General features: G+C 44.5%; 29 protein-coding genes and 1 pseudogene. 14 read left to right on the forward strand and 16 right to left on the reverse strand.

Features of this window, described 5'->3' with window-relative positions:
• Nucleotides 1-27 precede the first annotated feature (27 nt).
• Nucleotides 28-735 carry a phosphodiester glycosidase family protein gene (locus tag BM358_RS13065; protein ID WP_023991026.1) on the reverse strand — a complete coding sequence of 236 codons (708 nt, stop codon included), beginning with the start codon at nt 733-735 and terminating at the stop codon, nt 28-30.
• Nucleotides 736-975: 240 nt separating this feature from the next.
• Here BM358_RS13065 and BM358_RS13070 point away from each other — a divergent pair, with 240 nt between their 5' ends.
• Entirely contained in the window at nt 976-1,962 is a 987-nt protein-coding gene (locus BM358_RS13070) for an aldo/keto reductase (RefSeq protein ID WP_028540908.1), read from the forward strand.
• 100 nt (nt 1,963-2,062) lie between these two features.
• On the opposite strand, the gene BM358_RS13075 is transcribed toward BM358_RS13070, so the two are convergent.
• From BM358_RS13075 to BM358_RS13105, 7 genes and pseudogenes are all read right to left on the reverse strand, one after another.
• Nucleotides 2,063-2,362, reverse strand: a complete 300-nt coding sequence (locus BM358_RS13075; protein WP_028540907.1) for a spore coat protein — start codon at nt 2,360-2,362, stop codon at nt 2,063-2,065.
• Entirely contained in the window at nt 2,359-2,568 is a 210-nt protein-coding gene (locus tag BM358_RS13080) for a hypothetical protein (protein ID WP_028540906.1), read from the reverse strand. Before BM358_RS13080 ends, BM358_RS13075 begins: the two co-directional genes overlap by 4 nt.
• 33 nt (nt 2,569-2,601) lie before the next feature.
• The gene (locus BM358_RS13085) at nt 2,602-3,738 is read right to left on the reverse strand and encodes a zinc-dependent alcohol dehydrogenase (RefSeq protein ID WP_025719159.1); all 1,137 of its coding nucleotides are present in this window, start codon (nt 3,736-3,738) and stop codon (nt 2,602-2,604) included.
• Complete coding sequence (locus BM358_RS13090) at nt 3,735-4,115, reverse strand: spore coat protein (RefSeq protein ID WP_049828363.1); 381 nt, start codon at nt 4,113-4,115, stop codon at nt 3,735-3,737. Before BM358_RS13090 ends, BM358_RS13085 begins: the two co-directional genes overlap by 4 nt.
• Nucleotides 4,116-4,155: 40 nt before the next feature.
• Entirely contained in the window at nt 4,156-4,407 is a 252-nt protein-coding gene (locus BM358_RS13095) for a hypothetical protein (protein ID WP_028540904.1), read from the reverse strand.
• A gap of 98 nt (nt 4,408-4,505) precedes the next feature.
• Nucleotides 4,506-5,945 (reverse strand): annotated as a pseudogene (locus BM358_RS13100) (FAD-dependent oxidoreductase); the annotation flags it as partial.
• Nucleotides 5,946-6,154: 209 nt separating this feature from the next.
• Nucleotides 6,155-6,778 carry an acetate uptake transporter gene (locus BM358_RS13105; RefSeq protein WP_023991024.1) on the reverse strand — a complete coding sequence of 208 codons (624 nt, stop codon included), beginning with the start codon at nt 6,776-6,778 and terminating at the stop codon, nt 6,155-6,157.
• A 266-nt stretch (nt 6,779-7,044) separates the two neighbouring features.
• Between BM358_RS13105 and BM358_RS13110 the strand changes: the two genes are divergently transcribed.
• The 9 genes from BM358_RS13110 (at nt 7,045) to BM358_RS13150 (ending at nt 14,888) form a co-directional block, all read left to right on the forward strand.
• Entirely contained in the window at nt 7,045-7,713 is a 669-nt protein-coding gene (locus BM358_RS13110; RefSeq protein ID WP_028540903.1) for a hypothetical protein, read from the forward strand.
• A gap of 323 nt (nt 7,714-8,036) precedes the next feature.
• The gene (locus BM358_RS13115) at nt 8,037-8,765 is read left to right on the forward strand and encodes a YheC/YheD family protein (RefSeq protein ID WP_028540902.1); all 729 of its coding nucleotides are present in this window, start codon (nt 8,037-8,039) and stop codon (nt 8,763-8,765) included.
• A 42-nt stretch (nt 8,766-8,807) separates the two neighbouring features.
• On the forward strand, nt 8,808-9,707 hold the full coding sequence (gene aepX / locus BM358_RS13120; RefSeq protein WP_028540901.1) for a phosphoenolpyruvate mutase: 900 nt from the start codon (nt 8,808-8,810) through the stop codon (nt 9,705-9,707).
• Nucleotides 9,707-10,867 (forward strand): phosphonopyruvate decarboxylase, encoded by a 1,161-nt coding sequence (gene aepY / locus BM358_RS13125; RefSeq protein WP_028540900.1) that lies wholly within the window; start codon nt 9,707-9,709, stop codon nt 10,865-10,867. Before aepX ends, aepY begins: the two co-directional genes overlap by 1 nt.
• Entirely contained in the window at nt 10,864-11,976 is a 1,113-nt protein-coding gene (locus tag BM358_RS13130; protein ID WP_028540899.1) for a 2-aminoethylphosphonate aminotransferase, read from the forward strand. The genes aepY and BM358_RS13130 overlap by 4 nt, the downstream gene beginning before the upstream one ends.
• Before the next feature lie 16 nt (nt 11,977-11,992).
• Nucleotides 11,993-12,733, forward strand: coding sequence for a YheC/YheD family protein (locus BM358_RS13135; protein WP_028540898.1), 741 nt, complete (start codon nt 11,993-11,995; stop codon nt 12,731-12,733).
• A 156-nt stretch (nt 12,734-12,889) separates the two neighbouring features.
• The gene (locus BM358_RS13140; protein WP_023991017.1) at nt 12,890-13,246 is read left to right on the forward strand and encodes a nucleotide excision repair endonuclease; all 357 of its coding nucleotides are present in this window, start codon (nt 12,890-12,892) and stop codon (nt 13,244-13,246) included.
• Between the two features lie 108 nt (nt 13,247-13,354).
• Nucleotides 13,355-14,299 (forward strand): helix-turn-helix transcriptional regulator, encoded by a 945-nt coding sequence (locus tag BM358_RS13145; protein WP_028540897.1) that lies wholly within the window; start codon nt 13,355-13,357, stop codon nt 14,297-14,299.
• Nucleotides 14,300-14,366: 67 nt separating this feature from the next.
• The gene (locus tag BM358_RS13150; protein ID WP_023991015.1) at nt 14,367-14,888 is read left to right on the forward strand and encodes a DinB family protein; all 522 of its coding nucleotides are present in this window, start codon (nt 14,367-14,369) and stop codon (nt 14,886-14,888) included.
• Here the strand turns inward: BM358_RS13150 and BM358_RS13155 are convergent.
• From BM358_RS13155 to BM358_RS13170, 4 genes are all read right to left on the reverse strand, one after another.
• Nucleotides 14,821-15,357, reverse strand: a complete 537-nt coding sequence (locus BM358_RS13155; RefSeq protein ID WP_023991014.1) for a Crp/Fnr family transcriptional regulator — start codon at nt 15,355-15,357, stop codon at nt 14,821-14,823. The two genes, BM358_RS13150 and BM358_RS13155, sit on opposite strands and share 68 nt — an antisense overlap.
• Nucleotides 15,358-15,393: 36 nt before the next feature.
• Complete coding sequence (locus BM358_RS13160) at nt 15,394-16,134, reverse strand: SDR family oxidoreductase (RefSeq protein WP_023991013.1); 741 nt, start codon at nt 16,132-16,134, stop codon at nt 15,394-15,396.
• 31 nt (nt 16,135-16,165) lie between these two features.
• Nucleotides 16,166-16,744, reverse strand: a complete 579-nt coding sequence (locus tag BM358_RS13165) for a TetR/AcrR family transcriptional regulator (protein ID WP_028540896.1) — start codon at nt 16,742-16,744, stop codon at nt 16,166-16,168.
• Between the two features lie 132 nt (nt 16,745-16,876).
• The gene (locus BM358_RS13170) at nt 16,877-17,422 is read right to left on the reverse strand and encodes a glutathione peroxidase (protein WP_028540895.1); all 546 of its coding nucleotides are present in this window, start codon (nt 17,420-17,422) and stop codon (nt 16,877-16,879) included.
• A gap of 281 nt (nt 17,423-17,703) precedes the next feature.
• Here BM358_RS13170 and BM358_RS13175 point away from each other — a divergent pair, with 281 nt between their 5' ends.
• Nucleotides 17,704-18,432 carry a YheC/YheD family protein gene (locus BM358_RS13175; protein ID WP_023991010.1) on the forward strand — a complete coding sequence of 243 codons (729 nt, stop codon included), beginning with the start codon at nt 17,704-17,706 and terminating at the stop codon, nt 18,430-18,432.
• Nucleotides 18,433-18,548: 116 nt separating this feature from the next.
• Here BM358_RS13175 and BM358_RS13180 read toward each other — a convergent pair whose 3' ends face one another.
• Together BM358_RS13180 and BM358_RS13185 are read right to left on the reverse strand one after the other, a co-directional pair.
• The gene (locus tag BM358_RS13180; protein WP_028540894.1) at nt 18,549-19,259 is read right to left on the reverse strand and encodes an SDR family oxidoreductase; all 711 of its coding nucleotides are present in this window, start codon (nt 19,257-19,259) and stop codon (nt 18,549-18,551) included.
• A gap of 32 nt (nt 19,260-19,291) precedes the next feature.
• Entirely contained in the window at nt 19,292-19,843 is a 552-nt protein-coding gene (locus BM358_RS13185) for an NAD(P)H-dependent oxidoreductase (protein ID WP_028540893.1), read from the reverse strand.
• 160 nt (nt 19,844-20,003) lie between these two features.
• On the opposite strand from BM358_RS13185, the gene BM358_RS13190 reads away from it, so the two are divergent.
• Together BM358_RS13190 and BM358_RS13195 are read left to right on the forward strand one after the other, a co-directional pair.
• Nucleotides 20,004-20,354 (forward strand): winged helix-turn-helix transcriptional regulator, encoded by a 351-nt coding sequence (locus BM358_RS13190; protein WP_013312645.1) that lies wholly within the window; start codon nt 20,004-20,006, stop codon nt 20,352-20,354.
• Between the two features lie 160 nt (nt 20,355-20,514).
• Nucleotides 20,515-21,003: a DUF2798 domain-containing protein gene (locus tag BM358_RS13195; protein ID WP_023991007.1), complete on the forward strand. Its 489-nt coding sequence runs from the start codon at nt 20,515-20,517 to the stop codon at nt 21,001-21,003.
• An 89-nt stretch (nt 21,004-21,092) separates the two neighbouring features.
• Here the strand turns inward: BM358_RS13195 and BM358_RS13200 are convergent, their stop codons facing one another.
• The gene (locus BM358_RS13200) at nt 21,093-21,833 is read right to left on the reverse strand and encodes an SDR family NAD(P)-dependent oxidoreductase (RefSeq protein WP_028540892.1); all 741 of its coding nucleotides are present in this window, start codon (nt 21,831-21,833) and stop codon (nt 21,093-21,095) included.
• A gap of 157 nt (nt 21,834-21,990) precedes the next feature.
• Between BM358_RS13200 and BM358_RS13205 the strand changes: the two genes are divergently transcribed.
• Nucleotides 21,991-22,896: a LysR family transcriptional regulator gene (locus BM358_RS13205; protein ID WP_028540891.1), complete on the forward strand. Its 906-nt coding sequence runs from the start codon at nt 21,991-21,993 to the stop codon at nt 22,894-22,896.
• A 90-nt stretch (nt 22,897-22,986) separates the two neighbouring features.
• Here the strand turns inward: BM358_RS13205 and BM358_RS13210 are convergent, their stop codons facing one another.
• Nucleotides 22,987-23,856 carry an AraC family transcriptional regulator gene (locus BM358_RS13210; RefSeq protein ID WP_034095127.1) on the reverse strand — a complete coding sequence of 290 codons (870 nt, stop codon included), beginning with the start codon at nt 23,854-23,856 and terminating at the stop codon, nt 22,987-22,989.
• Between the last annotated feature and the right edge of the window lie 143 nt (nt 23,857-23,999).

The raw sequence follows: 23,999 nt of genomic DNA on the forward strand, positions 1-23,999 counted from the left end.
CTATACAAGCACGTTATATCATAAGGCTTAGGTGATATTAATGAGTTTTACCATGTTGTAGATATAACGTGTTTGCTCATACTTAACCATAGTGCCTGCAGAGTTCTTAACTTGAATACCGGACGAGCCTCCACCATCAAGAAGAATGGCTTCAAAGCAATCCTGTTTAATAAAATAATTGCGAAGTTGTTTCAGTGTCGCATTTTCATGAACAACCAGGTAGACCTGCCAAACATTATTTACGACCTTGAAGCCCAGGCCAGTTCGCCCGGTGGAATCGGTGTATCGCAACGTTCCGTTCAAATCAAATTTTTCAATATCTTTTAAATCCTCAAGCCATGCTTCTTCCTCTTTCTTCAGCGACAGGCTACCGCCGCTAATAATAGACTTATACGTAATCGAAGTCCCCATTTGTTTTTTGAGATCCGTCACACTTGAAGCACGGGTAATCCCTATTTTCGTTTTGTTGCTCTCCGTGTATACAAATGCTGTACCACGGCTATTCCCTTTGGCATTCGCCTTAGTATCATGGGTATTATTAGGTGTGACCGCGATAGACAAACACTCGGTCGGCGCCTTTGTTGTGCTGATTGGGTTAAAGAAGCCCCCATTAATCCCGTAATCGGTTTGCTGTGTGATCCGGCTTCGAATATTTTTATTTTGAATATTCGAAGCTGGCGTGATGATAACATGGAAACCATCGGACGTTTTGGTGTAAGAGTAGTTTGCTGGCATGTTAAACCTCCAATTGGATTATTTTGAAACCGAATCTCGCGCGATAATTCGTTTCTCATATATATAGGAAATTTACAGCTGCCTCTTACAACCCGGAAATCAAATTTTTCTAAAAAATTTTGAAATAGCATATACAAGACAATGCTTGACTTCAAGTTAACTTTAAGTAGTAACATACGGAATGTGACGTAGTGATTAGGAAATGCGATGACTATTCTGATAATTTAGGAGTGATAAAAATTGAAAAAGAAACAACTGGGTAACAGCGACCTTCAAGTATCTGCACTGGGTCTGGGCTGCATGGGAATGTCCGAATATTACGGTGAGTTGAATGATCAGGAGTCGATCAAAACGCTTCATCGTGCGCTGGAGCTAGGGATAAACTTCTGGGATACTGCCGATGTCTACGGTGTGGGGAAAAATGAAAAACTGATTAGCCAAGTCCTGCGGAGCCACCGTGACGAAGTCGTATTGGCCACTAAATTTTCCATTATGCGCGGGGAAGATGGCGCATTTATGGGTGTAAGTGGCCGTCCTGAATATGTAAAAGAGGCATGTGACCGCAGCCTGCAAAGACTGGGTGTAGATGTGATTGATTTGTACTACCAGCACCGTGTCGATCCGAATGTACCTATCGAGGAAACGGTTGGCGCGATGAGTGACTTGGTTCAGGCGGGAAAAGTCCGCTATTTGGGGCTGTCCGAAGCTTCTCCTGGGCTCATTCGACGCGCTCACAAGGTACATCCGATTACAGCGCTGCAAACGGAATACTCCTTATGGAGCCGGGAAGCGGAAGATGAAGTTATACCGACGTGTAAGGAGTTGGGTATCGAATTTGTGGCCTACAGTCCACTTGGACGCGGATTTTTGAGCGGGCAAATTCAGAAGTTTGATGATTTTGCAGAAGATGATTTCCGTCGCTCGGTGCCACGTTTCCAACCTGAGAATTTCCAGAAAAATCTGGACCTCGTGCAGCATGTTAAGGACCTTGCTGCCCAAAAAGGAGTCAAACCTTCTCAACTGGCGTTGGCATGGCTGCTTGCGCAGGAGGGAATTGTACCGATTCCAGGAACCAAGCGGGTTACGTATTTAGAGGAAAATGCAGGAGCAGTTGATGTGGTTTTGTCCGCAGAAGAAATGGAGACTATTAACGCAATTATCCCCAAAGGAATGGCAGCAGGCCTTCGTTATCCGGCAGAGCGGATGCCGAATTGGCAAGCTGAATAATGAAGATAATGAGATAAACCCAAAAGCCTTCTTTCACGCGGATCGGCGTGAAAGAAGACTTTGCGGGTTTCATAGATAAGCAAGAACGTACTTTATCTCTTTACAAAACGGGAGCTTGCAATGCAGTATTGATATTTTGCAGATCCATCGAAAGCTGCTCTTTTACGTTCCAAGGGTGATACCAGCCGCGTTCAATCATGTACGTGGAAATTTGCTCATGCGTATCAATAGCTTCATCCAGTTGCTTTGTGAGAATTGCCTTAATTTCTGGAGTTCCCGCTTCTGTTACGGCCATAGCGTAATTTCTCACACTGCTTTTGGCCGCGTTCAGAAAATCGGCTGCAATGACTTGGTCCGTTAAGGTATGCAGTCCGGTCAAATGCTCCAACAGTGTATTCATGGCTTAACCTCCTGTGAAATGGCTCGATCTAAGAGGGTGCCGAGTTCTTGTAATTGGCGGGTCGATAAGTCAACATCCTGCTGTAATATAGCTTTGAGAGTCGGATCAGAGATTAATGCTTGCATTGTTTTGGACTTGGTAAAACATACTGCTTTGAACGCTGATAGTTCATGGACTTCAAGGGTTTCATGCAGGCCATACACCATATGACGTTTACCTCCAATACTCCAATATATAGTTTAAGGTTTAAGCACAACTTTGATGCAATTATCCTGTCTGGTATCGAAAATTTCATATCCACGTTTGGCGTCGCTTAACGGAATGACGTGTGTAACAACGTCTCCTGGGTCCACCTTTCCCGTATCAATCAGCTCATACATATATGGCATATAGTGAATAACGGGAGCCTGTCCCGTACGCAAATTAACATTTCGCTGAAAAATGTCTCCCAAAGGAAAACCGTTATATCGTCCGCCGTATACCCCGGTAACTTGAATGGTCCCGCCTTTGCGGACAGCTTGTGTGGCTATGACCAACCCTCCTAAAGCTCCACCGTGAAGTTTGAGACCAGAAGCCAAGGATTCCAGCGGAGACATTTTACCACTCATGCCGGAGCAATCAATAACTACGTCCGCGCCTCCTTTGGTCATCTCCTTCAGGTAGTTGCCAACGTTTTCTTGCGATTCCACATTAACGATCTCCACGTGATTGGTGCGCTTCGCGTGTTGCAGACGATAATCCAGATAGTCTGCCGCAATGACTCGTTTTGCCCCTTTGAACCAGGCGAACTTTTGCGCTAACAGACCTACCGGCCCACAGCCAATAACAATGACAGTATCTCCCTTCTTCACTCCGGCATTATCGACGCTCCAAAATGCAGTAGTCATGGCATCAGCAATCAGGCAAAGCTTCTCGTCAGGATGTTCACAACTCTCCGGAATTTTGAAGTGAGTGAAGTTGGCAAAAGGCACACGTAAATATTCAGCTTGTCCACCCGGATATCCACCAGTTGTTCCTGAATAGCCGAAAAAACCGCCCATATCTCCATGCTCATTAGAATGATCACATTGACTTTCCAATTGGTTTTTACAATAAAAGCATTCACCGCACGCTATGTTGAACGGGATGATCACGCGGTCTCCCTTTTTCAAGTTGGTTACGCCGCTGCCGACTTCTTCTACAACCCCCATCGGCTCATGCCCAATTACATAATTCTCTTGTAGATTCGGAATCATTCCATGAATGAGATGCAGATCTGAACCACAAATAGCGGTTGTTGTCAGTCTGACAATCGCATCATCGGCTTTTTGAATACTCGGGTCCGGAACATCTTTAACCACAACATTTTTGATACCTTGGTAGGTCACTGCTTTCATGCCTGGTTTCCTCCCATATGTTCATCGGGCGTGCGATCAAACATACCCTTGCGGGTGGTATTGTCTGGGAACAGTTTCATTTTACTGATGTCCACCGTCTTGTTGGCTGATAGTTGATCCAATTGATACTGCTTTTGCAGATCATAGGGATGAAACCATTTTTTTCGTACCATAAGATCAGTGATTTCCTGATGAAGCGCGATGCCTTGATGCAATTGATTGCGCAACAGAGTTCTAGCATCTGGAGAGACGGTTTCCGTCAAGGCTATGGCTGTATTTCGAACCCCTTCCTTGACGCGAATCAGAAAATCCATCGCTAAGGTCGTGTCTGCCATTTCTGGCATATTTAATGAGTTTTTTGGATCCACATAATCCATTTTAGCGGACTGGATCTGATCTAATGTCACATCATTCACCTCAATTTAATATTGGTGTGGGACGGAATTCTGGAACAGGTGCCTGAAACGGTGCTTTAACATACAATGCTTGCAAATCGGCAATAGCTTGTATAGATTGCTGAACATCTTTTTCCATTAAATCCTTTAGCTCTTGATCGAATACTAAGCCCTGCATTAATTTGGACTTGGCTAAGCATAACGTTTTAAAATTAAGCGCTTCGTGGATCTCTAGGGACTCATGCGCCGCTAATGCAGACCGTTGGCTTATCATAGGATCACCTTTCTTTTATGATTCTCAAAGGTATGTTGTCCAGCGTAACTATGTTTATTCAGAGCTATGAAAAGGTTGGGTTACTGGGGTGTAGCTCTTCATGTAGGGCTCTTGTCGAATTCAACCTTGCCAAGCGATTTTTTTGCCGGTCCTTCAATGACTTCGCCTTGATATGAAAAGCGTGAGCCATGACAAGGGCAATCCCATGTTCTTTCCGCCTCATTCCACTCGACTTCGCAACCCATATGGGTGCATGTTGTGCCCACTAGGTGTAATGCTCCTTGTGGGTCTCGGTATGCGCCCGCTCTTTTTCCGTTTACCCGAATGACCGCCCCTTCGTCGTGCTGCAGTTCTTCGGCTTTTTTGTAGTTGATCCCCAATTTCCCAGCAATCAAATGTTTAGCCACATTCGCATTTTGAGTCACAAATGTTTTAATATCGGGGTCCATATAAAATCTTGGAGGGGAGAAAAAATCCTGGTACGGACTTTCCTCTCTGGTAATCAGATTTGTATTTAATAAAGCTGCCGCTACACTTGTGGTCATCCCCCATTTTCTATACCCCGTAGCAACGAGGATGTTAGAAATGCTCGATAGTTCCTGCCCAATATAAGGGAGTTTGTCTAACGTATACAAGTCTTGAGCCGACCAGCGATAAACGATCTCCTTTAATCCAAATTTTTGCTCCGTGAACTTTTTTAAAGCTTCATAGTACTGGAAAGTACAGATTCCTTGTCCCGTTTTGTGGCCTTCCCCACCGACGATAACCCATCGGTTCTCCGTTAACCATTACGGAGCGAAGCGAACGTTTCGGGGTTTCCGCACTTAGGTACATACCACCCGGATAGATTTTATCGGTTTTGACTGCTAGTACATAAGACCGTTCGGCATGCAATCGCGCAAAATAAAGACCGTTTGGATCATTGAATGGAAAATGCGAGGAGGATACGACATGATTGCGGGGTTTCCTTTTTCCACACCTACAACGGTGGTTTGTTCATAAATTTTCTCGCCCTGACGGATGACTTGGTTTGCCAAATATCTTAAGAAAGGTACCGGATTAAACTGGGCTTGGTTTTTCATCTTAATAGCTGCTTTAGTTGAAAACGGTAGAGGCGTTTGTTCGATATAACTTCCCGGGATGCCAAGTTCCTCGTAGGCTTTATATTCGGCAGATATTTTTTCCACATACGTATCTGCACATGTATAAACGTAGGCATCTTCTTCTGTAAATTGACAATTGATATTAAACTCTTCTACCGTTTGCTTGATAAATTGAAGAGCGTTGTGGTTCGCTTCGTAATAAAGCCGGGTTTTTTCCTTGCCAAAATGTGAAAGAAACTCGCTGTAGATCAAATCATGCTGTGCGGTAATTTTGGCGGTAGTATGGCCCGTTGTCCCATGAAGTATCCGCCCTGTGTCGACGACTGCAATGTTTAGTCCTTTTTTAGAAAGTAAATAAGCAGTGGTAATGCCAGTAATCCCCGCACCTACAATGGCAACATCCACCTGAATATCTTCACTAAGTTTGGGGAAATTGCGGAAATGTGGTACGAGATTCGTCTTGTGTCATTTTTAAAATATCCCTTTGATTGCAATTTATGTATATTGTTATCATTGTGGGCTTTTATATTCACTAAACGACTCTCTTTAGTATTTTTTGATACGGAGGGAGTGATGGAAAAGGAATAAAGCCGTCCTTAACGCGGATCGGCGCGAAAGGCGGCTTTGTGGGTTTACATATACAGCTAAGGACGTGGCTTGAAAATGCCGAAAGGACGTCCGACGGGCAGGAATGTACGGTCAAAATGAGCATTCAGAACGGCAGCTCCTGTACCATACAGTGAGAGCAGACCAATGCCCATTTCAGCATAAGCGGCGATGGTATGGAATATCTCTGGTGCAACGCCGAATGCATCGAAGCTAAGACCGAGGAACAGAAAATCAATCAACACAAAAATAAAGAATAGAACCTTATGCGTCTCCATCGCTCCAATGGTCATAAAGAGCGTAAAGATGAGATAGCCCGCAAAGGCAAAGCCGAGCTGCTTGCCGTCTACAGCAGACGCCAGCTCAGGGCCGAATACGCCCATTTTAATCATCCAGCTACTAGCTACGGCTAACCAGAAGAAGGCGTAAGCACCAAATGCCGTCATGCCGAAGGTATTGTTATGTTTTGCATCCTGAATGGAGGCAAACAGCTGCGCAAAAGCACCGAGAAATATAGCCCAAGGGATGATGAAGCTTAAGCCTTCGGTGAGACCAAGCTTTTGGGATGAAGCCACAAGCGTTACGATAGCCAAGCCAAACAGGCCGATCGCACTCGGATCGGCCGTTATGATTTTTACGTTAGAATGAGATTCGTTTTGCATGAAAAAATAGAAGCCTCCAATAATGTTCAAGTACGCGTCAATCTGCCGATGCCAGAATCACACTGACATATTGTAACGGAAACCGACGTACTCGCATAGTAGGTAATTCATAAAATTTCTACCGATTGCGGTTGCCTGTATTAACGTTATTGCAACCACCCTCGATACTGACTGAGGTAAAAGGAATACTTTCAGCTAGCTTTAATCCTGTTTTCAGCTTGACCGGGTACAATCAAGGCAATTTTCCCGGAGAGGATGCATAACTAATGAAAACGAAAAAGACCGTTTGGATTCCGGCAATCATCGCAGTTACGGTAGCAGCTCTGCTCGTAATCTACTATTACTACATGCCTTCGGTTTCCGGGGGCGGACCTGGCCTGCGACCGCCGGGAGGCGAGGTAAGCAATGTGCCAGGGCACATGGGCGGACGTCCCGGTGAAAAAGGAGGTGGAGGCAACGGGGAATTATTCAAGACTTCGGGTACTATCTCCGTGTTCCTTGGGGCTGCGACCTTCTCTTGGTTCTGGTTTAAGAAGAAGTTGAGATCGCCATCGATGTTGGTTAGAAAGACTGGGAAATTGTTACACTCTATGCATAAACTGCTGGGTTGGGCGACCTTGATCCTGATTGCCGTTCATGGTATTTATTTTTTGATTACCAAGCTTCAAGATAACAAAACCTATACCGGGATTGCGGGATTTGTCATTCTGCTGGCGATCGCCGGGTATGGCTTCTTCATTAACAAAGTTCGTAACAAGTGGATGCGGACTGTGCATCGTTCGCTCGGGCTGCTGTGGGTTCCCGTGCTGCTGCTGCATGCTGGCGGATCGGCGATTATGGCGGTCATCGCTAGCCTTGCAGTGGGGGGACTTGTCTGGGTGCTGGAAAAAATGGTGGGAAAAACGGCGGAACCGTCCCGGGGGATCGATAATTAGCCAAGCAGCTATTCGGCTAAAAGTCATATATCACCTGGCACAATAGCAGGCTGTGTCACCAGCGCTTGCTGGAAATAAAAGCTCCGCTACCGAAAGAGGTTGCGGAGCTTTTATTATTTGGTGACAGCCTATTTTCTGTGGTCCGAACCCCGAGTCTGTCCGAAAGGGTGTTTCCAAGGGGGGCGTATTTATAACAGCTGGGACATGCCTTTTTGTGACATAAATCTTGGTTTCTAGCAGAGGTAGCGGCCCACGCAGAAGGGGATCTGGATGCATATGCATACTGTATGCGCAAAAACCCAAAAAGATAAGAGGGATGACTAGTGCCTATTGGAAAAATGAAAAAGCATAAAGAAATGTTGCAACATCCCGTTTTGCGTCCGCATTTACCTGAAACCCATTGGTTTACAGATTCAAGGACCTCGCGGATGCTGAATACCTATTCATCAGTCTTCATAAAACCTAATCACGGGAGTGGTGGCAGCGGGATTATCCGGGTCAAGAGATTGAAGAAAGGATATGAGGTTCGTAGGGGCTCAAGTCGAAGGATTGTTGGATCTCGTTATGTCTTAAAGGCAATTAAGTCATACCAGAAATCCAGACACATGTATTTAGTACAGAAGGGACTTCGGTTAGCCAAGTACCATGGGTCGATTTTTGACACCAGGATCTACTTACAGAAACCAGGGAGGAAATGGGTTATTTCCGGCGCGGCCGCTCGTGTCGCGGCACCCCATAAGTATGTTACCAATTATCTTAAAGGAGGGCATGCAGCATCTTTGCATCGAGTGCTTTTCAGCCTTTTTAAGCACAACCGCGCGAAAGCAGATGCCTATTTTCGTAGAATCTCCAAACTATCCGTCATTATTGCCAAAAAGATCAATGAACGGCATCCGGTTCGCGAATTGGGGGTTGATATTGCCATAGATAAAAAAGGTCATATTTGGATTATCGAGGCCAATTCACACCCAGGACATATGCTATTTACTCAATTTCCCGATCCTACTATGATCAACACCATCATGAGAAACAAGAGTCTTATTCGAAAGTAGATTCCATGCACGTTATTTTTAGGGGAGAAGGAGAAAGTTTCAATGAAAAAAACAAAGCAACTTAGAGACTTGGTCAATTCACAAAAGCCAGAGTTTATCATGGAGGCTCATAATGGTCTGTCAGCCAAAATTGTGGAGGAGGCAGGATTTAAAGGAATTTGGGCCAGCGGGTTATCCATCTCTGCAGCGATGGGAGTAAGGGACAACAATGAGGCCTCCTGGACGCAGGTTTTGGATGTTTTGGAATTCATGAGTGACGCTACCTCCATCCCGATTTTGTTGGACGGAGATACGGGGTACGGCAACTTCAACAATGCAAGGCGCTTGGTGAAGAAACTGGAGCAGCGCCATATTGCGGGGGTATGTATCGAAGATAAGCGGTTCCCCAAAACGAATTCTTTCATTAACGGTCAAGAGCAGACTTTGGCTGATATCGAAGAGTTTTCCGGGAAAATTAAAGCGATGAAAGATACGCAGACGGACACGGATTTTACGGTGGTGGCCAGAGTAGAGGCATTTATTACCGGGAGTGGGCTTAAAGTGGCGCTGCAGCGGGCGGAGGCATATCGAAAGGCAGGAGCCGATGCCGTATTTATACACAGCAAAAGATCGGATGCCGCAGAGATTGAAGCGTTCATGAAAGAATGGGCTGGAAGATTGCCAGTAGTGATCGTGCCTACCAAATACTATACAACCCCAACCGTCAGGTTTCAGGAGATGGGGATTAGCCTTGTGATTTGGGCAAACCATAATTTGAGAGCATCCATTCAAGCCATGAAACAATTATCTGGCCGAATTTATCGGGATGAAAGCCTTGTTCATGTCGAAAAGGAAGTCGCAACCCTCGAAGAAGTATTCCGGCTTCAAGGGGTCGAAGAGCTGCAAGCTGCGGAAAAGAAATATCTTCCATCGTCAGAACCGGATTCGGGTGAGCGCGTATAATGGACACGAAATTGTTAGGAGAAGAACTGAAAAAATTAGGATTTACCTTTTTCAGCGGTGTTCCATGCTCCTTCTTGAAAAGCTTGATCAATTATGCCATAAACGAATGCGATTATGTTGCAGCGGCTAACGAAGGGGATGCGGTCGCCATTGCATCCGGAGCTTATATAGGGGGGAAGAAATCGGTAGTCCTTATGCAAAATTCGGGGCTGACCAACGCTGTTTCGCCATTGACCTCCCTTACTTACCCTTTTCGTATTCCTCTGCTTGGATTTGTCAGTCTGCGCGGAGAACCGGGGATACCTGACGAGCCTCAGCATGAACTGATGGGCCAGATTACAACGCAAATGCTGGATTTGATGGATGTGGAATGGCAGTATCTCTCCAAGGATTTAGAGGAGGTAAAAAATCAATTGATCCAGGCTAATGAGCAAATTGCCCGGAATCGCCCGTTCTTTTTTGTCGTTAAAAAAGGCACGTTCGACAAAGAGCCATTGAAAAAACAGCAAACCTCCATCCATTTAAATCAGATCCGGCAGCATGGTCGTGCGAATCATCAAATGCCTACGCGCTATGATGCATTATGTGCGATTAACTCCATGAAAGACAGCCATACCGTCCAGCTTGCAACAACTGGTAAAACTGGGCGCGAACTATATGAAATTGAAGATGCAGATAACAACCTGTACATGGTAGGTTCTATGGGGTGCATCGGTTCTTTTGGACTGGGGTTAGCTCTGAGCCAACCAAGCAAAAATATTGTCGTGATTGACGGAGACGGATCTCTGCTGATGCGTATGGGGAGCCTGGCAACCAACGGGTACTACCATACGGCCAATATGATTCATATCATGCTAGATAATAATGCCCATGAATCAACAGGCGGGCAAAGTACGGTATCGCATAATATTGATTTTATAGATATTGCTGCTTCCTGTGGGTATACAAAGTCGATTCTTGTTCACAGTCTCGAGGAACTAAAAGTCTTTTTACAAGAATGGAAAATGAATAGAGAACTTACGTTTTTGTGTCTGAAAATATCCAAAGATTCTAAGGATCAGCTTGCTCGTCCGCATATGAAGCCTCACGAAGTAAAAGAACGTCTGCAGCGTTTTATTCATAACGATCCTTTGAAGGGCAAGGAAGTGGGCGGTTCATGAGTTCTGTCGTCAAGAAAAACATTTTGCTAACACCTGGGCCGGCAACGACTACAGAAAGTGTGAAATGTTCACAGGTGGTTCCGGATATTTGTCCTCGTGAAGCCGAGTTTGGCCAAATCATGGAGTACATTTCTACAGAACTGACCCGGTTGGTTGCTGACCCGGATGATTATGCGACCGTATTGTTTGGCGGATCAGGTACTGCAGCGGTGGAATCCATCATCAGTTCGGTCCCGAATCACGATGCAGTAATCATTGTCAGCAATGGGGCCTATGGAAAACGGATGTGCGAGATAGCGAAGGTTTATGGAGTGGATTATTTTGAGTTCAAAAGTTCTCCCGATGATGCTATTGATTTGGCCGAATTAGAGAGGTATATCCAATCTTCCGAACGCACTGTCTCCCATCTGGCCGTCGTACATCATGAGACGACAACTGGCCTGCTTAACAAGGTGAAGGATATCGGAGAATTGTGCAAAAGATATCAAATCGACATGATCGTGGATGCCATGAGCTCATTTGCGGCCGTTCCAATTCAATTGAAGGAAATGAACATTGCCTACCTGGCGGCAAGCTCCAACAAAAACTTACAGGGAATGGCCGGGGTTTCGTTTGTGATCGCCGAAAAAAGCAAATTGGAGAATTTGAAAGGCCAGAAACCAAGAAGCTATTATTTGAATTTGTATGCTCAATATAACTATTTTGTGGAACATGGGCAGATGCGGTTTACTCCCCCAGTCCAAACCTTATATGCGCTTAGACAAGCGATTGAGGAATTAAAGCAAGAGGGGGTGGATAAAAGGTACGAAAGGTACGCGACATCCTGGAAAACCTTAATTAACGGGTTAGCCCGGTTAGGTCTAACCTATATCATTCCCGAAGAGCATCATTCCAAGATTATTACTTCCATTCTTGAACCTCATTGTCCAGGTTATGATTTTCAATCTATGCATGATTATTTTTATAGCAAAGGCATGATGATTTATCCCGGCAAGCTTGAGAAGCTAAATACGTTCCGGATTGCCAATATAGGTGATATTACGTATAAGGAAATGGAGTTATTTTTGGAATTGCTTGAACGCTATCTCAGTAGCATAAAATGCGGATGAGAAAGGTGGAGTCCCCATGGCATCAGGAGCAAAAGATAAGTGGTACAAATATTTGTTATTGAGAAGGTATGCGTCTCTGAGGTCTTATGTCCCCGAGACGAGGCTCCTGGATAGGCATAATTTCTCGAAACTTCTCTCCAAGTACGTGCATGTTATTGTGAAACCGGTGTGGGGGAGTCGTGGACGGGGGATCTTCCAGGTCTCCTGGTTAGGAAACCATAAGTACATCGTACATTACGAGAATAAAAGAGTTTTAGTAAGGGGTAGAACCAATACGTATCATTATATTAGAAGAAAAATCGGGAACGACAGTTATATGGTTCAACGCAGAATTACCCGTCCGACCATCAACAAACGCCCTTTTGATATGAGAGTCATCATTCAAAGGAGAACCGGCTCACCTGTATGGGTAGTCACAGGGAAGGTTATCAAAGTTGCAGGCAAAGGTTATATTGTTTCCAACAATACACGGAGTAAGGGAACTTTACTCAGTTTTAAATCCGGCATAAAACAATCTTCTGTTCGGCACCTGTCAGCCAGTGCCCTAGAGTCCCATATTAATCGTGTTTCCATCCGTTCCGCGAAGAGATTAAGTAATTTTTTTCCGGGACATCGTATGTATGGACTGGACATTGGAATAGACCGGAAAGGACGTATCGGGATTATTGAGGCTAATCTTTATCCGGCAAGGTCCCATTTCCGTAAGTTGAAGGATAAAACGATGTATTACCGCATTACGGATTACAAAAATGGATAACATAAATGAAAAGGTGGCTCTGTATTCATCAGAGTCATCTTTTTCTCATACAGTTTCTAAGTCGGGAGTTTTAGTCATGGGACAAGGATTATTAAATGGTGTTACCACGGGATTTGTGATAATATTTACACCTATATAGAATGAGGAAGTGACATAGTGATTAATATAACAATTCCAACTCCGGATATCACAATTACCAAACAGGTTAACCCTGAGCTCAGCCATATTTACGGATTTACCGACTTTCACCTGATCCCTAGAGATAAGGCTGGTATCTTTATGTTCTACAACACACAGGAGGAATTGCTGTTCGTTGGTAAAGCAAGAAAGCTGAGACAAAGAATCAAAAAGCATTTTGAAGATACCGTATCGCCGATCAAGGACAAGCGGAACGAAGTAGCGATTATTGAGGTTTGTATTGTGGAAGATGCTGTAGAGCGAGAAATCTATGAAACCTACATCATCAATTCACAAAAGGCTAAATATAACGTCGAAAAAGTGTTTTTTAAATAATGAAGTAACTTCCGTATGAAAAAAGAGCAATAAGTCGCAGTGACTGTACTGCCCTTATTGCTTTTTTGTATTTCTGCATTTTAGATCCTTCCAGAGAGGGGCCGTGGCATGAATAAAACAGATCGTTTGCTAGCGATCTTGCTAGAGTTGCAGCGTAAGGATATTTTACGAGCCGAGGATTTGGCAGCCATATTCGAAACGAGTGTGAGGACCATCTATCGGGATATTCAGGCTCTAAGTGAATCGGGCGTACCGATTGTAGGAGCACCGGGCATTGGATATTCCTTGATGGAGGGGTACTTCCTGCCCCCCTTGAGCTTTACCGCAGAAGAGGCTGTGGCGTTGCTAATCGGAACGGATTTTGTCGAACAAAAATTTGATACAGACTACGGTATCAAGGCGCAAACCTCCCGCAGGAAGATTGAAGCCATATTACCGGAGAGCGTTCGTAGGGAAGTTTCCCGGGTGCGTACGACCATCAGACTGCTCGCGGTGGGTGAAGGGGTAAACCATAGCGAGAAAACCTGTTTGGAAACGTTGCGTCTCGCAGTATTGGAAAAACGGAAAGTACAGTTTGGCTACTCCAAGAGAATGCCAGAGGCTGACGGGAATCGTCAAAGTGTGCGTGTGGTCGCTCCTTATGGTCTTGTACTGCTCCGTGGTTCTTGGATGTTAATTGGGCAATGCGAATTGCGACAGCAGCTTCGCCATTTCCGTCTGTCACGTATGGACAAGCTTATCGTGCTGGAGGACAGGTTTCAGTTGCCTGTCGATTTTCATTTGCAGGATTACAAGCAAACCGATGACCGTCATGTAACTGTTCGCATATTAGCACGTTCAGATATCGCAGATAAGGTGAAGGAAGCGAACAACTTTTATATGGAGGCCATAGAGGAGCGTGCAGATGGACTGCATGTACTCTTCCGCGTCAGACAGCCAGAGGAACTACTGCAATGGATACTTGGATGGGGCGCGGATATGGTTGTGCTGGAGCCTGAGTCGCTCAGGGAGCGGATACGTGTGGAAGTGGAAAAAATGTTGAAATGCTACTGACATAATGCTGTCAGTAGCATTTTTGTATAGTAAAGCTACTTTGATAGAGAGGGGCAATTATTAATATATGAATACAACTGAAACATTGCAGCGTTTCGAAGAAACGGCACAACACTATCTTCTTGAATTGGACAGCTTTAGCTTGGAGGAACTGCAATACACACCTCAGGAGGGTCAATGGTCGCTTGGACAAATGTATCTTCATTTGGTGAACTCTGCACTGTATATGCATCTTAAGAACATTGATCTTTGTCTACAGCCTAATGGGGAGACAGGAGTTAAAACGGAGGCAGGCACAGCCATTTTTAATCTGGGGAGCTTTCCGCCAATGCGTATCCAAGTTCCACCATCCCCTCAGTACACTCCCCAACAACCCACTAGCAAAGAAGAAATTGTGGAGGGATTAAACGTCGTGATCCGCAAGATGAGAGAGATTGAGCCGACCGTTGGGAAATCAACAACGCTGTTCACCGTCTCTCATCCCAGTTTTGGTGCGTTGAATGCTGGAGAGTGGTTTGAGCTCATTGAGATGCATTATCGTCATCATCTTTTGCAGAAGGAGCGCTTGAAGCACGCAATAGCCGATTAATCGTCTCCCGACGCAGCCCAATAAACTGGCCGATTTCCTCCTGCGTCAGCACGTCCGTTAACGTGGCGGGTGCGATGTAGGAGTGGAACCAGCGTTGGAGCTTCCGAAGCTTCTCGGCAGGTGACACCTCGGTGAGCTGGTCAATTCGTTGCTGCATCATGCGTAACTTGTCCTGTAGCTGCAAAGCGATAGCCCGACATTGAGCCGGATCTTGCTCCAGCGCCTGATACCATTCTTTTTGCGACAGAACCTCGACCTCAGAGGTTACCAACGCCACCGCTGTACCATAATAAGGATTGGGGCTGATCAGGGAGTGGTGCGGGATGATTTCATCGGGCACAATCACATTAACTAAAATTTGCGAGCCGTCTTCATGGACTCGGACAATTTTTAACAAGCCGCTCTTTAAGTGATATAAAGGGCCGGATTCTCCTTGTCGAAATAAGGTCTCGCCTTTGTTTAATATCATGAACGTAAACAGCCTCCATTCCATGTATTCCAGCTTTTAGATGAACCCGCCATTGACGCGGATCGTTTGCCCGGTAACCCACTGTGATTTGGCGCTGACCAGGAACTCAATCACATCAGCGATATCTTCCGGTTCGCCGAGCCGACCCATAGCATTCATTTTTTTCATGCCTTCGATTTGCTGCTCGGTTTTTCCTGCTTGGAAAAGCTCGGTGTTCACAGGACCGGGAGCCACAGCGTTGATCGTAATTTGCTTGCTTCCGAACTCTTTGGCTAGCTGACGGGTAAATTGCTCCACTGCGCCCTTGGTACCTGCATATACGCTATAGGCCGGGAACATTTGTCCGATCACGGATGTAGACAGGTTCACGATTCTTCCGTAGTTCTCCATATATTTCATGGCTTGCTGACATGCAAAGAAAGTGCCTTTTACATTGAGTGCGAATTGTTTGTCAAAATCAGCTTCGGTCACCTCAGCCAGAGGTTGGGTGATCATCAGCCCAGCGTTGTTAACCAGAATATCCACTTTACCGAATTCAGCAATCGTATTTGTAAATAATGCTTCAATATCACTCATTTTGCCCAGATCAGCGTGAAGTGCAATGGCTTTGCCGCCTTTTTGAAGAATGCTCTTCACGACTTCTTGGGCTTTGTCCGGACTGCTGGCATAATTGATGACTACATTAGCGCCTAGATCAGCCAGTTGCTCGGCAATGGCACGTCCAATCCCTCTGGAGGACCCGGTGATAATTGCTGTTTTTCCGTCCAAATGCTTCATATGTGTTTTGTCCTTCTTTCCTTTATCTATTTTAAGTGATTCCTTTTTCTAAAAGCATCCACACATCCGAAAACTCCTGATTAATCACGGGACTCTTCCATTCGTAAGCATGAGCGGGATGATGAAAACGGGCTGTGGCATAGAAAAGGGTACGCGCCAGTTGGGCTGGCTGATCCGATGTGATGTCCCCGCGTGCAATGATATCAGCGAGCTGATCCACAATGTGTGTGATATGCAGGTCGATTAAATCAGCGGCTTGCTCGGTGACCCTCGTATACATCTCAAACATTTCCTCGTCATCGCGGGCATAATGCTGCTTAAGTTCGACCAAGGTCTGTATATATCGTTTTAAATGTGGCGTTCCCAGTATAAATGAATTCTGACAGACCTCCGTTAACGGGCCAATAATCTTTTCATTCAGCCATTTTTCGGTCACGCCTTCAAGAAGCTCGGCCTTACTTTTAAAGTGTCGGTAAATGGTGCCATGACTTACTCCCAGTACTTTGGCAACATCGGTCACGGAAGTTTTGGCTACACCAAAACGTCTAAGGGTGTCTTCTGTAGCGATGAGAATCTGTTCCTTGGTTAGCACATCTGAGGATTTTTCCATAGGGACACGGTCAAGTGCCGTGTGAGTCACCTCCTTGAAGTCAGGATAACACAAAGAGTATCAAATGACAAATATTCATTTTTGTCATTTGATACTCTTTTTTTAAAGAATCCAAAGAAGTGAACGGAAAAATTACAATAGCGATTCGATGACAGGATCAATGGCACAGGGCTCGGTTGTTACTTCAAACCTTCCTTTTACATGGCCATCGCGATCGACCAAGAATTTAGAAAAGTTCCACTTGATACCGTCGCCAGCGTATATTTCTGGATACTTATCCCGCAGGAAATCCTCCATCCATTGACCGTCTTTGGTCTGGGTATCGAAGCCTTGAAACGGTGCCTGTTGGGTCAGATATTGAAATAAAGGATGAGGAGATAAGCCTCTTACATCCGTCTTCTCAAATAGCGGGAAGGTTACTCCATGGTTCATTTGACAGATTCCCTGAACCTCCGAATGGCTACCCGGCTCTTTTTCATTGAATTGGTTACAAGGAAACGCAAGGATTTCAAAACCTTGTTCCCTCCGTCTTTCGTAGAGCCTCTGCAGATCAGCGAATTGACTGGAGAAGCTACACTTGCTGGCTGTGTTTACAATGAGGAGAACCTTTCCTCTGTAGTCTGAGAATTCAATCGGTTTCCCGTTAATTGAGGTTGCCTGAAAATCATAAATAGACATATTAACGTTCCTCCTCACGTTATTTTTTAATACATCATATATCCAGAATTATTATTGGTCTAATATATTATTGGAATCAACTTTATAGGTATTTGCAATAACTTCGTCATGCAAAGAACACTTTGTTCATTTCTCTCTTGAAATCAAAGAAGACTCGCCTTAAAGAAAGTAGGAGATTTGCCTCTTTCATAGCAAACTGTGGCATTCGCCGTTACCAAGATAGAATATAGATGCATATTCATGTAATGTGTGCAAAAACCCAACAGAATCGAGGGATATTCGTGCCCATTGGAAAGATGATTCAATACAAGGAAATGCGACAACATCCCATTTTACGTTCTCACTTGCCCGAAACCCGCTGGATCAGTAATGCAAGGACTTTACGGATGCTGGATACCTATCGCACAGTCTTCATCAAGCCTAATTATGGGAGTGGAGGAACTGGCATCATACGTGCGAAAAAGCTGGGGAGGAAATATGAGATTCGTTGTGGCTCCAGTCGCAGAGTCGTTAGATCCCACGCCGTAAGAAGAGCAGTTAGAACCTATCGGAGACCTCATCGCCGTTATTTGGTACAGCAAGGACTTAAGTTAGCCAAGTACAAAGGTTCCATTTTTGATGCCAGAGTGTATATGCAGAAGCCGGAATCGGAATGGGTCATTTCAGGAATAACCGGCCGTGTCGCTGCACCTCGAAAAGTCGTTACCAACTATCGGAAGGGAGGACATGCGGCGCCGTTGTCCAAAGTGCTTTTAAGGGTCTTTAAAAATGACAGAACAAAAATGAAAGAGATTCTGGACCAGATCACCGAGCTTTCTAGAATCATTGCCGACACGATAGATACAAATCATCCGGTTCGCGAGCTGGGCATCGATCTTGCTATTGAAAAGAGCGGTCAAATCTGGATTATCGAGGCCAATCCGCATCCCGGACATATGTTGTTCAGGCAGCTCCCCAATCACAAGATGATTCGCAACATTTTGAGAAACAAACGTCGTATTCATCACTAGGATAAAGTTTGTGAAATCATTCATTGATAAGAAAAGAGGAGAACGCCCAAGCAAAGATGCGGGAGCGTTCTTCGTTTTTTTTTTGTTAAATGACTGACGGATTTAAGACGAAGCTTTTATGTTAAAATGTGTCCGCCATCCACATGAAGGACTGTTCCGGTCACAAACTGATTTTGAATCAAATAAATTACACCTCGTGCAACATCCTCCGCAAGTCCAACTCGCTTCACAGGAAGCTTATTCGCGATCGTATCATAGAATTGATTGCGCGTATTTTCAGGCATTTTGCTGCGTGAAGGTGTATCAATAATGCCGGGTGAGACGACATTCACGCGGATGGGAGCAAGCTCTAACGCCAAGGTTTGACCAAGATTCGAAACCGCTGCATTCACAGCACCGAGCGCAGAGGAGCCAATCATCGGCTTGTATGCCACCACTCCTGAAAATAAGGTAATGGAACCCTCGGTTGAAAGTTGGGAAGCTCCGTATTTAGCTGCATAATACTGGCCCCAAAATTTGTTTTCGAAAAGCTTGCGGGCTTGATCCGTCTCCAACTGAAGGAATGACCCACCTGAGGTTTCTGCCGCGCTAACGATAAGATGATCATAGGGGCCGACTTTTCCGAAGAAGGATTTTACCTGCTGCTCATCTGACGTGTCCAGCACATGTATTGCAGCACGAGGGCCCAGCATTTCTTTGGCCTTGTGCAATTTATCCTCCGAGCGGCTGGCGATTACCACTTCCGCTCCAAGCGAAATGACTTGCTTAGCTGTTTCTAAACCAATACCTGAGCTTCCACCAATAATGACAATCTTTTGGTTTTGCAAATGGATTCCCTCCTAGTGTTCATCTGGATTTGTTAATCATGTAATACGGCTTGTAGATGTATATCGAGATCAGCAATAAATTTAGGTATATTTGGATTTTTAATAACATCGTAGCATGCAAAGCTTTTCAAAGGCTCCATACCGAGAAATGCATGTGCAGAATGCAAATGCCTGAGTGCGGCTTCTAGACTAGCGCCATTAAAAAATTGAGTTGGATCATTAAAAGCTTTTTCCGGAGCATTCCAAGTCGTGGAGAACATATATTTTTTGTCGGTTAATAAACCTCCGCTACCATATTTATGAGCACCCGTGAAGAATACACCGTAAGCATAGACTTCATCCATATAAGTCTTTAATAATCCAGGAACGCTGAACCAATAGATTGGGGTTTGGTAAATGACTACATCCGCCCATAAAAATTTTTCTTGTTCTTCGCTGAGGGTATAGCCATTTTGAACAGACGTTGTTTTGATTTTGTTCTCTTCACTTAAGAGACGCACCATATTGTCCATCAATGTTCGGTTCAATTTCCCTTCAGACGAATCATATTTTTGATGACCGTTAATGATTAGTATATTTTTCATCTCTTCACCTCCTCGTATTAGAGAAAACATGACTTGCTACACCGATATTGTATATGTAGTAAGTTTATTTAGGGAAGTAGTGATATTTAATTCATATAGTTTCCTAAATGGAACTATTGTGATACCATTGGGTTTAACAGATATTTTTGGAGGAGTTCCTATGCACGCCCAAGAACCTATTGAATTGACCAAAGGAATACCAGGTAAGCCGTGTCCTATTGCCCAAACACTTGATTTGATCGGAACGAAATGGACTTTTTTAATCATCCGCGACCTTCTTATCGAAGGAACACTGAGATTCAGCCAACTTCAAAAATCCATGAAGGGGATTAGCCCCAAAACGCTTTCCCTACGCCTGAAGGAACTTGAAGATAACGGCCTGTTAGAAAGAAAGGTATATGCCGAGGTTCCCCCGCGTGTTGAATATTCGTTAACGGAAAAAGGGAAGCGACTGGAAGGTGTTTTTATTGAGCTGAAGAGATTTGGCTTAGATTTAAAAGCAGATCATTGAGGGACATGACGCAGTATTCCAAGGTATCGTTGAGATGAACGATGCCTATTTCTTATATACAAAAAAGGAAGCGTTTACTATAAAGTTCACAGAAAGTTCACTTATGTGGAGGTTTTGACTATTTATATAATTACCAAGGTACACAGAAGGGATGATGGAATTGCCAACAACGAAGAAAGAAGATTTTTATTTTGGTTTAATGATGTGCTTGGGGATGGTCGTATTCATGACATTTTATAATCTATATACAAATGACTTGATTGGCACAATATCTCTAAAAGTAATGTTTCTTCAATTTATTTTATGTTTTATCATTGCTTTCGTATTGGAATTATTTATTGTCGGTCCACTAGCAAAGAAAATAGCCTTCTCATTACCATACGACAAATCTAAAAAGGTATTTGTGATTCTGTCCCTCTCATGCTGTATGGTCATTGGAATGGTTCTCTGTATGTCACTTTATGGATTGGGGACAGCTTACTTTTTTAATGGTCTTTCGGGAGACTCATTATTTAAAAATTACTTGTCTTTAGTTTTTAAGAATTTTATTTTTGCTTTCCCTCTGCAGCTCTTAATTGTAGGGCCGCTTGTTCGGTACTTATTTGTTAAATTCGTGAAAGGTACACGAATTGCGGTATCTCTAAGCTAAAAAACGTAGTCAACGACGGTATACGATAGCTCAAAAGCCGCCTTCTGTCTGAGAAGGCGGCTTGTTTTTACGCAGAAATCCCAGTATTTTTACAGCGTTTGTCCGCTGTCCACCGTAATAGTCTGGCCTGTCATGGCTTCCTGTTCCAAAGCAGAGCAGATCATGCTAGCAATATCCTCGGGCGTAGAAATGCGCTGTAGGAGCAAATGAGGAAACAGTTGCTTCATTTGTTCTTCCCTGCCTGCCCACCATCTTGTCGCTACGGCTCCTGGCACGATGCAATTGACGCGAATATCCGGTGCCAGTGCTCGTGCTAAAGATTTGGTCAGCCCGTGGACGGCCGCTTTGGATACCGCATAGGGAAGCGAGGAACCTAGCCCTGTTTGCCCTGCTATACTTCCCAGATTGACGATAGCTCCTTGCTTACTACGCTTCATAAAAGGAGCTACGGCTCTGGCACAGTAAAACATGCCTTTTACATTTACATCAAATAGATCATCCCATACCTCTTCCGTGGCTGCCTCCAGATCATCCATAGGAATGTGATGTGTAATGCTAGCGTTATTCACAAGTATATCAATCGTACCGAATTGATGGACAATCTGATCAACCATAGTTCGAACTTCCTGATCTCGGGAAACATCTGCCTGTAATGCGATAGCACGTCCGCCCTTTTCAAGGATCATACGTACAGTTTCCTCAGCATCGTTTTTAGAGCGGGAATAGTTTACGACTACCGTAGCTTTTCGATCTGCCAAGGCCATACATACGGCTCTCCCAATTCCTGTACCTCCACCTGTAACCAGTGCTACTTTTTGATGTAAATCCATATATATTCGCTCCTTCCCATCCAGTTCATTTTGCGTCTGAAAAATAATATGATCTGATATGTATCATTGTAGAAGATGTATTGTGTTCTGTATAATTGAATTAACTGAATTTACAATTCAATAAAATTGAATTAAATGTGCATATAGGAGTTTGAGAATGGACATTAAAACACTCAAAACATTTCAAATGATTGTGAATTACGGGAGTTTTATTCGTGCAGCGGAAGAGTTTAATTATGCACAATCTACCGTGACGATGCAAATACAGAAGCTGGAGTCCGATATGGGAATTCAACTGATCGAACGGGGCAAGAAAATAAAGTTAACTGAAGCGGGCAGGATGTTTTACGAGCAAAGTCTACATATTGTAAAGGATATGGAGCAATTGCAGGAAAATATGGACAATCTGCAAAGAGGAACCGCAGGCGACCTTCGTATAGGAGTGACCGAACCGACTGCCAGTTACCGACTACCAGAAATTTTAAAACGATTCTTAACCCATTATCCGAACATTCGAGTTTCTGTTGAGTTTGGGAATACCCCTACTCTAAGCGAGCGTGTTCTCAAGGGGGATATTGATTTAGCGCTGTGTTCCGCACCGGATTTGGGCACAGAGCTATATTTTGAACCTTTATTTAGGGAGAAATTTGTAGTTTTAATGCCTGAAAATCACCCGCTTGCGCAAAAAGAAAACATTGGGCCGGAGGATTTACAGGGGCAGCGGTTGCTTATTACGTCGGCCACCTGTCCATATCGTCGCAAACTTGAAATGGTCATGAAGGAATATGGAATAACCATATTAAACACGATGGAAATTGGCAGCATGACGGCTCTGAAATTTTATGTGGAGAGCGATTTAGGTATTGCACTTGTGCCACAAGTTCTGGTCAGTTCTGTCCCAGCAGGAACAGCGGTGAGGGAATTAAGCGGCAGCCTGATCGATATGACCTTCGGCCTTCTTTGCAAAGCAACAGACTATCCGCTAAAGCCGGCAGGTTCAAGGCTATACTCTGTGTTGAAGCAGGAGCTTGGGGAGTTGCCTGGGAGCATTAAGCTAGAGTAGCGAGTATGCAGGGAGTTGTGTTTTCTGCCACCTTATGATGTAAATGCAGTACGGTATAAAACCGACTGCAATAGGCAGTCGGTTCGTTGTTTACTTTTTCTTAATCGGAATCCAAACTTCACTTCGGTAGTCTTCAGCATGTGAATCCCCCATAGTATACACTTCCAGTTCCGGGCCGCCTGAATGCTCATAATTACTGGCAGGGAACCATTCCTGAAAAATTCTTTGCCATACCTTTTGGATCGAGTGAGGCATAGGGCCGATGGATGTAAACACAGCCCAGGTTGAAGCCGGAATGGTTCTGGCTTCCAGCCCATTCGCGGTCGCTACGTCTTCGCTGCCTTCTGCGGCAATCAGGTACGTGAATTTCTCTTCCCCATGCTTGAAATCCAAACAAATACCGAGGATGTCGTCGCCTGTTCCCAAGGCATGAATCTGATCCGATGTACCATCCGCATTCAGTTCGTTCCAGAATTTTGGGATTTCTCGAAGATTATCGCCGTTCTTAGTGGTGACTTGAATGGACTTGCCAATGACCGTAAAGGCCGCCTTCTCTATAATTTTGTAATCCATTTCCTGATCTCCCTTCAACGATAAATGGAAGGTGATGCGTGGAAAGGCTTTCAGGTTTACCCCAGGGCTTCTGGCCTCAGAGGGAGAAATACCGTGTACCTTTCGGAACGCTTTAGAAAAAGATTCGGGGGAATCATATCCGTATTTGAACGCTACATCCAGCACCTTGGCGGAAGAAAGACTCAATTCCTGAGCAGCCAAGGTCAATCGACGTTTGCGCATATATTCTGCAACCGTGACGCCGGTTAGCATATGAAACATACGCTGAAAATGGAAAGGAGACGAGTAGGCTGCCTTTGCAATTTCATCGATATCGAGTGGCTGCTGCATTCTCTCTTCCATCAGATCCAGTGCGTTCTTGATCCGAAGCAACCATTCCAACCGCATCACCTTCCTTAGTTGTAATCATATCATTAGGAGTATCTGTAATCCTGTCTTTGCGTGCTCTTGTTGAACAGGTTCTGTCGCCTAGTTTAATGTGGCTTGTACTTTGTTTCAAGATATAATTTCACGCTAAAATTTTGGAGAAA

The organism is Paenibacillus sp. cl130 (assembly GCF_900116035.1).
GTDB classification, from domain to species: Bacteria; Bacillota; Bacilli; order Paenibacillales; family Paenibacillaceae; genus Paenibacillus; species Paenibacillus polymyxa_B.